Genomic DNA, 13,850 nt, shown 5'->3' on the forward strand with positions numbered 1-13,850 from the left:
GTGGGAGCTGGCTTGCCGGCTCCCCTATGAGTGATTCGTTGGCCCCAGGATCCAATCACGACCAGCACTTATCTATTAGCGACATGTTCATAAGAGAACATGCAATTGCTCCCATTTCCTGTGTTTGCAGATAAGAGGCGATGCTATTTTCGGTAACGAAACTGTAACATTCGCATCCGCAGTCAAAACAAGAAATTTGGAGCTCTTGAATGTTTGCTTTCTTTCGACCTGCCGCACACCAGGCGCCCCTGCCTGAAGAAAAGATAGACAGTACCTACCGACGCCTGCGCTGGCAGATCTTCGCCGGCATTTTCTTCGGTTACGCCGGGTACTACCTGCTGCGCAAGAACTTTTCCCTGGCCATGCCCTACTTGATCGACGAGGGTTACACCCGCGGCGAGCTGGGCTTGGCGATGTCCGCCATCGCGATTGCGTACGGCCTGTCCAAGTTCCTCATGGGCCTGGTGTCCGACCGCTCTAACCCACGCTACTTCCTGCCCTTCGGCCTGCTGGTTTCAGCGGGGGTCATGTTCATTTTCGGTTTCGCACCTTGGGCGACGTCCAGCGTGACCATGATGTTCATTTTGCTGTTCATCAACGGCTGGGCCCAAGGCATGGGCTGGCCGCCCAGTGGTCGCACCATGGTGCACTGGTGGTCGCAGAAAGAGCGCGGCGGCGTGGTGTCGGTGTGGAACGTGGCGCACAACGTCGGCGGCGGCCTGATCGGCCCGCTGTTCCTGCTCGGCATGGCCTGGTTCAACGACTGGCATGCCGCGTTCTACGTGCCAGCCACGGTGGCCTTGCTGGTGGCGGCGTTTGCCTTCATCACCATGCGCGACACCCCACAGTCGGTGGGCTTGCCCCCGATCGAGCAGTACAAGAACGACTACCCGGAAGGCTACGACGCCAGCCACGAAGACGAATTCAGCGCCAAGGAAATCTTCGTCAAGTACGTGCTGCGCAACAAAATGCTGTGGTACATCGCGTTCGCTAACGTGTTTGTCTACCTGCTGCGCTACGGCGTACTGGACTGGGCACCCACCTACCTCAAGGAAGCCAAGCACTTCACCGTGGATAAATCGTCCTGGGCGTACTTCTTCTACGAGTGGGCCGGTATCCCGGGCACGCTGCTGTGCGGTTGGATGTCGGACAAGATCTTCCGTGGCAACCGTGGCCTGACCGGCATCGTATTCATGGCCCTGGTGACCGTGGCGACCCTGGTGTACTGGCTCAACCCGCCGGGCAACCCGATGGTCGACATGATCGCGCTGGTCTCCATCGGCTTCCTGATCTACGGGCCGGTGATGCTGATCGGTCTGCAGGCGCTGGAGCTGGCACCGAAGAAAGCCGCTGGCACCGCTGCGGGGTTCACCGGCCTGTTCGGTTATCTGGGCGGTTCGGTGGCGGCGAGCGCGGCCATGGGCTACACCGTGGACCATTTCGGCTGGGACGGTGGTTTCGTGCTGCTGATCGGCGCGTGCCTGCTGGCGATCGCCTTCCTGATCCCGACACTGTGGCACACCAACAGTGTCAGCTCGGCACGCTAACTGCCTGAGCAATCCTTTGCACAACGCTTGAGCCGCGCCTCCAGGTTCTTATCTGGCATGGCGTGGCTACGCAGGGCGTTGACGGTCTGCTCGACATAATCGCGAGTCGTGCCGTAACGCCCGCAAGCGCTTTCGAGTACATGGTTCAGCACGATGTCGGGCAAGTTGCCGGCGTAGCTGGGCAAGTGCCGCTCCAACACAAACCCCAGCGCCTGCACCGTAGTGCCATCTTCCAGGCGGCAGCTGAGCCAGTGCGGCCGGTAGGAGGGGTAAGGCATCTCGCGCTGCCATAAGGCGTAGAGCGAGGCCTCCAGCTGATCTTCCGGCAAGCGGTAGGCAAACCCGCTGCAGGAGCCACCGCGATCCAATCCGAATACCAGCCCCGGCAGCTCCGGCGTGCCCCGGTGCTCGTGAGACCACAGGTACAGGCCCCGGTGATAACCGTGGACCCGTGCCCGCACCCGCTCGGTCGAGGAGCATTCAGGGCGCCAGATCAGCGAACCATAAGCGAATAACCAGACCGGCCCACCCTTATGCCGCGCCATCGTGGCCTGCATCGAGCTCATCAACTGTTCGTGAGTGAGTTGCGGCCCAAGATCGAGCCGCGGAGGGTACGCCAATTGCAAAAGATCAGATTCAATGACGGTCATGGCAAATCGCTTAGGTCTCCTGTGCTTTACCAGTTATAGGCAACTTTACCGTAATAGAACGCGCCGCTGTAACCGTACGGCGAAAAAGTGCTATAGGCCAGATTGCCCCCACTGCTGGCGAAGGCGTTGACCTTCTCCGGGTATTTATCGGTGACGTTGTCGCCGCCCAGGGTGAAGGTCCAGTTCTTCAGCTTGTAGTCTGCCGAGAGGTCCAGCACCCAGGCGGCCTTGAAGGTCTGGTCATTGACCTTGTCTGCCTGGTAGCTGGTGAACTCACCATAGCGCACCAGGTTGCTGTGCAGCGCCCAATTGCCGAACGTGAAGTCGTTACCCAGGCTCAGCTTGTGCTCGGGCGTGGTGTCGCCCAGCAAGCCGCTTTTTTCGCGACGGTCCACCCGTAACAGGTTCACACCCAGGCTGTCGAGGATCGCCGGGTTGGCTTTCACGTCGGTCACTTTGGTGTGGTTGTAGTTGTAGCCCACGGTGCTGTTCCAGCGAATACCGTTGTCGAACTGGTAGCGATAGTTGGCCACCAGGTCGACACCGTCAGTGCTGGTGTCGGTCGCGTTGGTGAAATAGCGGGCGCTGGTGTAGTTGATGTTGCCCACGCCGTTGGCTTGCAGGTAAGCAATCGCGGCCGGGTTGAGGTTCAGGTTTGACGACAGGCTGATGCGATCGCGGATGTCGATGCGGTACACATCCAGTGTCACTGTCAGGTCATCGGCAGGCTCCAGCACCAGGCCGAGGCTGTAGTTGCGCGACTTTTCAGCCTTGAGGTCTTCGGCGCCGAGCAAGCGCGCCACCTGGCTGTTGGCCGGGAAGGTGCCCGCTTCCTGGACAGTGCTGCCGATCAGCTGCGATGAGGTATAGGCGAAGTTCTGCTGGGCCAGGGATGGCGCACGGAAACCATTGGAAATACTGCCGCGCAAAGCGACCTGAGGGGTGAAGTCGTAGCGGGCAGACAGTGAACCACTCACGTTGGAACCGAAGTCGCTGTAATCCTCATGGCGCACGGCGGCCGACGCGCTGAGCTTTTCGGTAAAGTTGGTTTCCAGGTCCAGGTACTGCGCCCAGTTATGCCGCGCGCTGGTACCGGCATCGGCCTCGCGGAAGCCGCCCAGGCCGGAGCTGCCGGTCTGGTAGTAGGACGCCGGTTCACCCGCCTCGATTTCATAGCCCTGGTGCAGGTACTCGCCGCCGAAGGCCACGGAAACCGGGTAAGGCAGGAAGCCCACGTCGAACTCACGAGACAGGTCCAGGCTCAGTTGCTTCTGGTCGTTGCTCAGGGTGCCGTTGTTGAACTTGCGCGGCGTGGCCAGGCCCAGGGAAGTGTTGATGGTTTCAGTGCCCAACGCGTACTGGTTCTTGCCGTAGTTGGCCGACAGGTCGTAATGCCAGTCATAAGCGAGCAAGCCACGCAGGCCCACTACCAGCGAAGTGTCTTCCAGGTTGCCCTTGATCAGCGGCAGGTAGCCGTTGGGGTTGAGCGCCGGGATGTTGTTGGAGGCATTGCTCGCCCGATAGAACGCCGCCGTCTCGCCGCGCCGTTTGCTGTAGCCACCGAAGGTGTAGAACTCGGCTGCATCGTTGAAGGGATATTCCGAGTTGAACTGGAATTTGCCTTCATTGGTGGCCGGCTCGCCCTGGCGGAACACCCGCTGGCCGTACGTGGTGGAGCCGATGCTGGCGGGGCGGTAATCATTGCCGGCGCGATTGGTGTAGTCGTTATCGGCGCCTTCAGCCGACAGGTTGATGAAGCCGTTGTCACCCAAGGCCAGGCCGGTATTGCCACTGACATTTCGCTGGATGCCGTCGCCCTTCTTATATTCGCCGAACTTGGTGGAGATCGAGCCGCCATGATCGGCATGCTTGAGGATCACGTTGATCACCCCGGCAATCGCATCGGAGCCATAACGCGCAGAGGCACCATCACGCAGCACTTCAATGTGGTCTACCGCCGACAGCGGGATCGCATTCAAGTCCGCCGGGGCCGACCCACGGCCCACTGCCCCGCCAAGGTTGACGAAAGCGCTGGTGTGGCGACGCTTGCCGTTGACCAGCACCAGCACCTGATCCGGCGACAAGCCGCGCAATTGCGCGGGGCGCACCAGTTCGGCACCGTCTACCAGGCTTGGGCGCGGGAAGTTGATCGACGGAATCAGCCGCGCCAACACCGCGCCCAGCTCGTCGGAGCCGGTACTGCGCAAGGAATCGCCGGAAATTACATCGATCGGTGACAGCGATGCACTGGCGGTGCGCTCTTGGGCGCGGGTGCCGGTGACGATCACAGTGTCGAGCTTGGGCGCATCGGTGGCGGACGTTTCGGCCGCGAAGACTGGATTGAAACCCACAGCGGTCAGCAAATTGGCCGATAAAATCGCCGTGTATAGCGCGTGTTGCTTGTAGCTCCCCATACCGCTCCCCTTGGATTCAAACCCTAGAACGTCATGCTCTGAGTTCGTACGATCGATCCGGCTGGCGGGCGGTGGCGGTCAGTTATTGGTGGTTGTGAGTCAGTCGGTAGTCCGTTGATATATAGCTTAATGATATTTATGTAACAAATTAAATACCTTTAAAGAATAAGCGAATGCATAAGCACAGCGCCCCATTCGTCAGGATTCAGGGGGCAATCCCGCTACTTTCAGCCCAGGTTCAGCCTGGGGACGCGCCAAGCCGTCAAAATGCCCTACACGTCACGACCCACCTAGCCGCCCATCAAACCGACTACCGAGGTCGCACCCATGATGAAATTCCGACTGCCTGGCCTGCTGTTCCTGGCCCAGGCAACCACGGCCCTGGCTGGCGAAACGCCGGCTACCGAGGACGACAAAGGCTTTTGGTACGCGCAGACCAGCGTCTACACCCGACATTTCGCGCCGGACCCCGAGCACAACAACAACCAGGACCTGATCGGCCTGGAGCGCAATGAAGCATCCGGTTTCGTGTATGGCGGGGCGACGTTCCGCAACTCATTCCGCCAGCGCTCGTACTACGCCTATGCGGGCAAGCGCTATGACATGGCCGACTATCCGGTGTATTTGAAGCTGACAGGCGGGGCAATCCAGGGGTATCGCGGCAAGTACCGCGACAAGATCCCGTTGAACCGTTATGGCGTGGCGCCGGTGATCATTCCGTCAGTGGGCACGCACTACGGGCCGGTGGCAGCGGAGATGGTGTTGCTGGGGTTCAATGCAGCGATGGTGACGACCGGCTTACGGTTTTGACACTGACACGGCACGGTCTACTGTGGGAGCTGGCGTACGTGCGATAGCGGTGTTGGCTGACAACGCAGGCAAGCCAGCTCCCCTATGGATTCCGCTTGAGTCTCTAGGGACGTGGGGCGTAGGCAAATACGTCGGCGCGCATCTGGTGCGCATCCATACCGGCCTCGACCAACGCATCCAGGGTGCCGTAGATCATCGCCGGTGAACCGCTGGCGTAGACATGCACGCCTTTGAGGTCGGCAATGTCTTCACACACCGCTTCATGCAGCAACCCGCACCGCCCCTCCCAGCCGCACAGGTCGCTGACGACCTTGTGCAAGAACAGGTTGGGCAGCTGCAACCACTGGTCCCAGTGTTCGATCTCGTAGAAATCTTCCGGGCGACGTACGCCCCAATACAGATGCACCGGGTGCTTGAAGCCGGAAGCGCGGCAATGTTCGATCAGGCTGTGCATCTGCGCCATGCCGGTGCCGGCGGCGATCAGCACCAGCGGCCCGTCCGGCAGCTCGGCCAAGTGAGTATCGCCAAACGGCAGTTCCACACGCGCCATCTGGTTGCGCTGCAGTTGCTCCAGCAGGCTGCGCGCACTGTCCTCGCGAACCAGCACGTGCAGCTCCAGCTCGCGTCCGGCGTGGGGCGCCGAGGCTAGGGAAAAAGCCGATTTCTCGCCGTTCTCCCGCTCGATCATCAAGTATTGACCGGCGTGGTAACGCACCGCCTTGCCGGCCGGCGCACGCAGGCGCACGCGCCACACGTCGCCACCGACCTCTACACATTCACTCAATTGGCACGACAACTTGCGCAACGGCAATTCTCCCGGCGCCAGCACGCCATCCCACAATACGACGCAATCTTCCAGCGGCTCGGCGATGCACGTGTAGAACTCACCGTGGTCACGAACCTCACCCGCCTGCTGCACCCGGCCTTCCACCAGTAGAGCGGCACACACGTGGCATACGCCGTTGCGACATGCCTGTGGGCATTCGTAGCCCAGGCGACGTGCGCCTTCGAGGATCCGCTCGCCGGGGACCAGCTCCAGCACAGCGCCGGAAGGTTGCAGGGTTACACGCATCAATCTATTCCCAATTCTTTCCAGATCGCATCGACACGGGCGGTGACGGCCTCATCCTTGACGATCACCCGGCCCCACTCGCGGGTAGTCTCACCTGGCCATTTGTGGGTAGCGTCCAGGCCCATTTTCGACCCCAGGCCAGATACGGGCGAGGCAAAGTCGAGGTAGTCGATCGGCGTGTTGTCGATCATCACCGTGTCGCGCTTGGGGTCCATGCGCGTGGTGATGGCCCAGATCACGTCGTTCCAGTCGCGGGCGTTGATGTCGTCGTCGGTGACGATAACGAACTTGGTGTACATGAACTGTCGCAAAAACGACCACACACCGAGCATTACCCGCTTGGCATGGCCCGGGTACGACTTCTTCATGGTCACGATGGCCATGCGGTACGAGCAGCCTTCTGGCGGCAGGTAGAAGTCGGTGATCTCCGGGAACTGCTTCTGCAGGATCGGCACGAACACTTCGTTGAGCGCCACGCCCAGAATCGCCGGCTCATCCGGCGGACGGCCGGTGTAGGTGCTGTGGTAGATCGGCTTGATGCGGTGGGTGATGCGCTCGACGGTGAACACCGGGAAGCTATCAACCTCGTTGTAGTAGCCCGTGTGGTCGCCGTAAGGACCTTCATCGGCCATCTCGCCCGGATGAATCACACCTTCGAGGATGATCTCGGCGGTGGCCGGTACCTGCAGGTCGTTGCCACGGCACTTCACCAGCTCGGTGCGGTTGCCGCGCAGCAGACCCGCGAAAGCGTATTCGGACAGGCTGTCTGGCACTGGGGTCACAGCACCCAGAATGGTGGCCGGGTCCGCGCCCAGGGCCACGGACACCGGGAACGGTTTGCCAGGGTGTTTTTCGCACCACTCGCGAAAGTCCAGCGCACCGCCACGGTGGCTCAGCCAGCGCATGATCACCTTGTTGCGGCCGATCACTTGCTGGCGGTAGATACCGAGGTTCTGGCGGTCTTTGTTCGGCCCCTTGGTGACGGTCAGGCCCCAGGTGATGAGCGGGCCGACGTCGCCGGGCCAGCAGGTCTGCACCGGCAACATGGCGAGGTCGACGTCATCGCCTTCGATGACCACTTCCTGGCACACCGCGTCCTTGACCACTTTAGGGGCCATGGCAATGATCTTGCGGAAGATCGGCAGCTTAGACCAGGCATCCTTCAGCCCCTTGGGCGGCTCGGGCTCCTTGAGGAAAGCCAGCAGCTTGCCGATCTCGCGCAGTTCGCTGACCGATTCGGCCCCCATGCCAAAGGCCACGCGCTCGGGGGTACCGAACAGGTTGCCAAGCACCGGGATATCAAAGCCGGTCGGGTTTTCGAACAGCAGCGCCGGGCCCTTGTTGCGCAGGGTACGGTCGCAAATCTCAGTCATTTCCAGCACCGGGGAAATCGGCATCTGGATACGTTTCAACTCTCCGCGCTGCTCAAGTTGCTGCACGAAATCCCGAAGATCCTTGAATTTCATTAACCATGCCACCCGTAAAATAGGCGTACATCCTACCTGCTCTGACGGCCGCTGGCAGCTTAATTGGCCGTCAGCTCCCTTGATTGCAGCGAACGGAACAGCGGTTCCAGGAAGGCCTCGATGTGCCGCGCCCCTACCTCGGAGAGGTGGTTGTCGTCGGTGTACAGCGCGCGGCCATTGAGCTCGACCCGGCACAGGCCATCGGCGCCACACAGCAGGGGCGCGGGGTCCAGTACCGCGACGCCGCTGTCGGCCGCCGCCAGTTCGTCAAAAAGTCGCGTGATAAACGCCTGGCGCGCCACGTGCTCCTCCACGGGCAACCCTTCCCTGTCCACCGGACGGTGCATCATGGCCAGGCGACTGAGGCGGTATGGCACAATGATTTCCTGCAACGGCACCTCCTTGACCAGCCATACCCGATGCCCGGCTGCACGCAATCCGTTGATGCGCTCGCGCAGGCCCTCGGCGAAGCGCTGTTCAGCCACGGCGCGCACGTACTCGCCAGTGCGCGGGTCCTTGAGCGCATGCTCCTTGTCGCCCGACATCTGTCCGTAAAGGTACAGGCTCCAACGCGCGGCCAATACCACATCACTGAACGACTGTTCGGCCAAGGCTTTCTCGACGCGCTGGTTAAAATGCGCACAACGGGCAATGTTCTCCAGGCCATCGAGCGGCATGCAACCGGCGAAACTCGCCTGCACCAGGCTGATAGCGTGACGATTGGCACCGTCCTCCAGGGCCGGGATCAACGCGGTGGCGTGGCTGTCGCCCCAAACCAGCGCAGACACCGAGCGCCCCTTGGGGCCGAAGTGGCAAAACAGACGTTCATCCGGCGTGTCCTTGTCGGCCATGCACGCCATTAACACAGGGCTCCACGTCTTCGCCTGGGCATAACGCAGCGCCTGGTCGGACAAACGCCACGGCACCCCCTTGGCTTCACGCAATGCCAGGCCGGTAAAACCCAGGCACAGGATGCCGGCGGCGCCGGCTGCCAGGATCGCCTTGCGCCCCGCCAACAAGCGCTTTTCACGAAACGGAGCTTCCACGAATCGCCAGGACAGATAGCCCAGCACCAGGCTCAGCAGCATGAGCCCCGCCAGCTCAAGCGTGCCCAAGCCATCCACCGCGGCATAGTTGGCGTACACGAACACCGGCCAGTGCCACAGGTACCAGGAATATGAAATGAGCCCCACACCCACCATCACCCGCGAGCTCATCAGGCGCCCGACCCAAGTGTGTTGCTGCCCATTGGCCCAGATCAACCCGACCACGCCCAGTACCGGCAGCAATGCGGCCGCACCAGGAAACGGCGTGTGTCGATCAAAACCGAACACGGCAACCAGGATCAACCCGATGGACACCAGGCTGACACCTTGGGCCAGGGCGGGCGAGGCGCGCCAGTCACGCGTGGGCAGCACCGCCAACATGGCCCCGGCGAGCAATTCCCAGGCACGCAGGTGCAGCAGATAGAAGGCCTTTTGCGGCTGATGCGTGACCGCCCAGACGCTCATGCCAAAAGACACCAGCAGTACGCAGAACAGCGCCAGGCGCCAGTGTTTCAAACGGCTTGAAAGCAGTGTCAGCAACAGCGGGAAGACGATATAGAACTGTTCCTCCACCGCCAGCGACCAGGTATGCAGCAGGGGCTTGATGTCGGAGGCCGCATCGAAATAACCGTGCTGGCGAGCGAACAGTAGGTTGGAACTGAAAGTCGCCTGATAGTGCGCCGAACGTCCCAGCGCTTCGTAGTCCTTGGGCGCCAGCAGGAACCAGCCCACCACCAGCGTCGCCGCCATCATCACAAACAGTGCTGGCAGGATGCGCCGGGCGCGACGCGCCCAGAAATCAACGAAACTGAAACGCCCCGCCTGGCGTTCACGCCAAATGATCGAGGTGATCAGGAAACCGGAAATCACAAAAAAAACATCAACGCCGACAAAGCCGCCCGTGACGCCTGGAACACCGAAATGGAACAGCACTACGGCCAGGACAGCAATGGCACGCAGGCCGTCGATGTCTCTGCGATAAACAAGAGTGGTCATAAATCAATGGTCAGCCAGATACGAATGGGGATGAGCGTAGCCGCACTCACGCTTTTTTGTTTCCTAACTGACACCTAAGGCGGGCAAACCTCCCTTCTCGGACACAAAAAAAAGGCGCCCCTGAGGGCGCCATTCTTTCGGACCTGAAACGTCGTATTACTTACGCTTCATCGACAAGAAGAACTCATCGTTGGTCTTGGTGGTTTTCAGCTTGTCGATCAGGAACTCGATGGCGGCGACTTCGTCCATCGGGTGCAGCAGCTTGCGCAGGATCCACATACGCTGCAGCTCGTCGTCGGCGGTCAGCAACTCTTCGCGGCGGGTGCCGGAACGGTTGATGTTGATCGCCGGGAACACGCGTTTTTCCGCGATGCGACGGTCCAGGGGCAGTTCCATGTTACCGGTACCCTTGAACTCTTCGTAGATCACTTCGTCCATCTTCGAACCGGTTTCAACCAGTGCGGTGGCGATAATGGTCAGCGAGCCGCCTTCTTCGATGTTCCGCGCTGCGCCAAAGAAACGCTTCGGTTTCTCCAGGGCGTGGGCATCGACACCACCGGTCAATACCTTGCCGGAGCTCGGGATCACGGTGTTGTAGGCGCGGGCCAGGCGGGTGATCGAGTCGAGCAGGATCACCACGTCTTTCTTGTGTTCGACCAGGCGCTTGGCCTTCTCGATCACCATTTCGGCAACCTGCACGTGGCGAGTTGGCGGCTCATCGAACGTCGAGGCAACCACTTCGCCGCGCACGGTGCGCTGCATTTCGGTTACTTCTTCCGGACGTTCATCGATCAGCAGCACGATCAGGTGAACTTCAGGATTGTTGCGCGCGATGTTCGCTGCAATGTTTTGCAGCATGATGGTCTTACCGGCTTTCGGCGGTGCGACGATCAGGCCACGCTGGCCTTTGCCGATCGGGGCGCACAGGTCGATCACACGACCGGTCAGGTCTTCGGTGGAACCGTTACCGGCTTCCATCTTCATGCGCACGGTCGGGAACAGCGGGGTCAGGTTCTCGAAGAGAATCTTGTTTTTCGCGTTCTCGGGACGATCGAAGTTGATCGTGTCGACCTTGAGCAGGGCGAAATAACGCTCGCCTTCCTTCGGTGGGCGGATCTTGCCAACGATGGTGTCACCGGTGCGCAAGTTGAAGCGACGGATCTGGCTCGGCGAGACGTAGATATCGTCTGGGCCGGCAAGATAGGAGGCGTCTGCAGAGCGGAGGAAGCCGAAGCCGTCCTGGAGAATCTCCAGCACGCCATCACCGGAGATTTCCTCGCCGCTTTTCGCGTGCTTTTTCAGCAAGGAGAAAATCACGTCCTGCTTGCGCGAACGGGCCATATTTTCTATGCCCATTTCTTCGGCCAGTTGGAGCAGGTCGGTAATCGGCTTTTGCTTGAGTTCAGTCAGATTCATATAGGAATGACGTAATCATTTATGGAGGGGGGAAATTAAGCTTTTGGCTTAATGAGGCCGCGCCGCAGAGAAGGCGACAGGATCGCGTACTAATCGAAAAGGAATGCGTCGGCGACGGCTTGCAGGGGGCAGTGGAGAAACCAGTGCGGGGCCGAATGTACCACCTGAGTTTCGGAGCGTCTAGCCCTGTTTCACGAAAAAGCCCCGCTGTTTGCGGGGCTTTTTGGAGGACGCTTAGATGTTCGCGTCGAGGAAAGCTTGCAGCTGAGACTTCGACAGCGCGCCTACCTTGGTCGCTTCGACGTTGCCATTCTTGAACAGCATCAGCGTAGGAATACCACGCACGCCGTGCTTGGCCGGGGTTTCCTGGTTGTCGTCGATGTTCAGCTTGGCAATGGTCAGCTTGCCTTCGTAGGTGGTCGCAATATCGTCCAGGACTGGAGCGATCATTTTGCAAGGGCCACACCATTCAGCCCAGTAGTCAACCAGCACCGGGCCTTGAGCCTTGAGTACTTCGGCCTCAAAGGTCTCGTCGGTGACGTGCTTGATAAGATCGTTGCTCATGGATGTCTCCGGATTGTAAGCAAAAAAAACGTGGCCCATCATAGCCGCCCTTCCCCCGTTCAGGAAGCCGCCTCTGATTGAGTCTTCCTATGGTGGCGCATGAGTTTGGGTATAAGCCCAACTCAAGGCGTGACGGGCGTCACAAAGGCAATGCCGGTGCGCAATGCGGCGTTGCGCACGTGTTCCTGCATGGTTTTCTGGGCTGCGGCACTGGCGCGCCGGGCCAGGGCGCGCAGTATCCTGCGGTGCTCCTGCCACGTCTCCATGGCCCGCTCCGGCCGGATGAACGGTAGTTTCTGGCTCTCCAGGAACACCTCGGCACTGGCGCTGAGGATGCTGACCATCGCCTGATTCCCGCTGGCCAGCAGGATACGTTGATGGAATTCGAAGTCGAGCCGGGCCGCCGCTTCGAAGTCACCAGCCTTGAGCACCTTGCGCATGGCCTCGACGTTATCCTCCAGGCTGTCCAGTTCATCGATGCTCAACGTCACCGCCGCCAACCCCGCCGCGAACCCCTCCAGGGCATAACGCAACTGGAAGATATCCAACGGCGTGGCCTGGGCCGCAAAAGGCCAGGCGAACCCCGGCGACTCCTCGGCCGCTTGCACGAACACCCCTTTACCTGGTTGCACACTGACCACGCCCAAGGCGCTGAGGGACGACAACGCCTCGCGCAATGACGCCCGGCTGACCCCCAATTGCACCGCCAGGTCGCGCTGGGACGGCAAGGCGTCGCCCGGGCCGAAGCCTTGCTCCTTGATCAGTTTGCGGATGGCCTGCAGGGCCGCTTCCGGTACGGCTTGGGCGAAGGAATTCATAAAAAACTCAAGGTTCCAGTCAACGTATCGGCTAGTTGTAAAGCTATTCGAAGCCGGCGGCAAGCCACGCCCCAAAGGGGCTCGCACCGTTTTGTCGACGCTCGAAAAGGGTGCGAAAACGCCGATCACTGTTCAGACCAGTCCGACCACGCCAACTCAATAAATACCGGCCTTGCAGACGATTCGGGAGGTGATGGCATGGGCTGTGCAATCACCGCATGAACCCAATGCAGAAAATGCCTTCGCCCTTCTCGGAGAGTTGCCATGACCAAACGCTACAGCGCCCTGCTTACTGCCCTGTTTGCCAGCCTGATGCTGAGCCAGGCCCCCGCCCAGGCCAATGGTCTGGACGACATCGTTGCTCGTGGCACCCTTAAGGTCGCCGTGCCCCAGGACTTCCCGCCGTTCGGCTCGGTCGGCCCCGATATGAAGCCCCGCGGTCTCGACGTCGACACCGCCAAGCTGCTGGCCGACCAGCTCAAGGTCAAGCTGGAACTGACCCCGGTCAACAGCACCAACCGTATTCCATTCCTCACCACCGGCAAGGTCGACCTGGTTATCTCAAGCCTGGGCAAGAACGCCGAACGCGAGAAAGTCATCGACTTCTCCAAGGCTTACGCACCGTTCTACCTGGCGGTGTTCGGCCCGCCTGAAGCTGCCATCAGCAGCACTGACGACCTCAAGGGCAAGACCATCAGCGTGACCCGTGGCGCCATTGAAGACATTGAGCTGACCGCCGTCGCGCCCAAGGAAGCCACGATCAAGCGTTTCGAAGACAACAACTCGACCATCGCCGCCTACCTGGCCGGCCAGGTCGACTTGATCGCCAGTGGCAACGTGGTAATGGTGGCGATCAGCGAACGCAACCCTAAACGTGTGCCGGCGCTGAAAGTGAAGCTCAAGGACTCTCCGGTGTACGTGGGCGTGAACAAGAACGAGCCGGCGCTGCTGGAGAAGGTCAACCAGATCCTGGTCGCGGCCAAGGCGGATGGCAGCCTGGAAAAGAACGCTATGCAATGGCTGAAAGAGCCGCTGCCCGCCGATCTGTGAA

11 protein-coding genes are annotated in these 13,850 nt (G+C 60.5%); 3 read left to right on the plus strand and 8 right to left on the minus strand.

Annotated elements, in window-relative coordinates; translation table 11 throughout:
- Positions 1-209 precede the first annotated feature (209 nt).
- Complete coding sequence (gene glpT / locus ATH90_RS27530) at positions 210-1,547, plus strand: glycerol-3-phosphate transporter (protein WP_034110150.1); 1,338 nt, start codon at positions 210-212, stop codon at positions 1,545-1,547.
- On the opposite strand, the gene ATH90_RS27535 is transcribed toward glpT, so the two are convergent.
- Positions 1,544-2,197 (minus strand): gamma-glutamylcyclotransferase, encoded by a 654-nt coding sequence (locus ATH90_RS27535; protein WP_034110152.1) that lies wholly within the window; start codon positions 2,195-2,197, stop codon positions 1,544-1,546. The two genes, glpT and ATH90_RS27535, sit on opposite strands and share 4 nt — an antisense overlap.
- Positions 2,198-2,223: 26 nt before the next feature.
- Positions 2,224-4,611: a TonB-dependent receptor plug domain-containing protein gene (locus ATH90_RS27540; protein ID WP_098467552.1), complete on the minus strand. Its 2,388-nt coding sequence runs from the start codon at positions 4,609-4,611 to the stop codon at positions 2,224-2,226.
- A gap of 327 nt (positions 4,612-4,938) precedes the next feature.
- Between ATH90_RS27540 and ATH90_RS27545 the strand changes: the two genes are divergently transcribed.
- Entirely contained in the window at positions 4,939-5,421 is a 483-nt protein-coding gene (locus ATH90_RS27545) for a sn-glycerol-3-phosphate transporter (RefSeq protein ID WP_069078528.1), read from the plus strand.
- Positions 5,422-5,524: 103 nt separating this feature from the next.
- On the opposite strand, the gene ATH90_RS27550 is transcribed toward ATH90_RS27545, so the two are convergent.
- The 6 genes from ATH90_RS27550 to ATH90_RS27575 form a co-directional block, all read right to left on the minus strand.
- Entirely contained in the window at positions 5,525-6,493 is a 969-nt protein-coding gene (locus ATH90_RS27550; protein ID WP_034110159.1) for a CDP-6-deoxy-delta-3,4-glucoseen reductase, read from the minus strand.
- A complete protein-coding gene (gene ubiD, locus ATH90_RS27555; RefSeq protein ID WP_003176824.1) occupies positions 6,493-7,959 on the minus strand; it encodes a 4-hydroxy-3-polyprenylbenzoate decarboxylase in 1,467 nt (488 codons plus the stop codon). The genes ATH90_RS27550 and ubiD overlap by 1 nt, the downstream gene beginning before the upstream one ends.
- A 59-nt stretch (positions 7,960-8,018) precedes the next feature.
- Positions 8,019-10,001 carry an acyltransferase family protein gene (locus ATH90_RS27560; RefSeq protein WP_098467553.1) on the minus strand — a complete coding sequence of 661 codons (1,983 nt, stop codon included), beginning with the start codon at positions 9,999-10,001 and terminating at the stop codon, positions 8,019-8,021.
- Between the two features lie 156 nt (positions 10,002-10,157).
- Positions 10,158-11,417: a transcription termination factor Rho gene (rho, locus tag ATH90_RS27565; protein ID WP_003176825.1), complete on the minus strand. Its 1,260-nt coding sequence runs from the start codon at positions 11,415-11,417 to the stop codon at positions 10,158-10,160.
- Positions 11,418-11,651: 234 nt separating this feature from the next.
- Complete coding sequence (gene trxA / locus ATH90_RS27570; protein ID WP_034110164.1) at positions 11,652-11,981, minus strand: thioredoxin TrxA; 330 nt, start codon at positions 11,979-11,981, stop codon at positions 11,652-11,654.
- A 122-nt stretch (positions 11,982-12,103) separates the two neighbouring features.
- A complete protein-coding gene (locus ATH90_RS27575; RefSeq protein WP_098467554.1) occupies positions 12,104-12,799 on the minus strand; it encodes a FadR/GntR family transcriptional regulator in 696 nt (231 codons plus the stop codon).
- Between the two features lie 264 nt (positions 12,800-13,063).
- Here ATH90_RS27575 and ATH90_RS27580 point away from each other — a divergent pair, with 264 nt between their 5' ends.
- The gene (locus ATH90_RS27580) at positions 13,064-13,849 is read left to right on the plus strand and encodes a transporter substrate-binding domain-containing protein (RefSeq protein ID WP_034110168.1); all 786 of its coding nucleotides are present in this window, start codon (positions 13,064-13,066) and stop codon (positions 13,847-13,849) included.
- Position 13,850 lies beyond the last annotated feature (1 nt).

Origin of the sequence: Pseudomonas lurida, from assembly GCF_002563895.1 — a bacterium.
Classification (GTDB): domain Bacteria; phylum Pseudomonadota; class Gammaproteobacteria; order Pseudomonadales; family Pseudomonadaceae; genus Aquipseudomonas; species Aquipseudomonas lurida.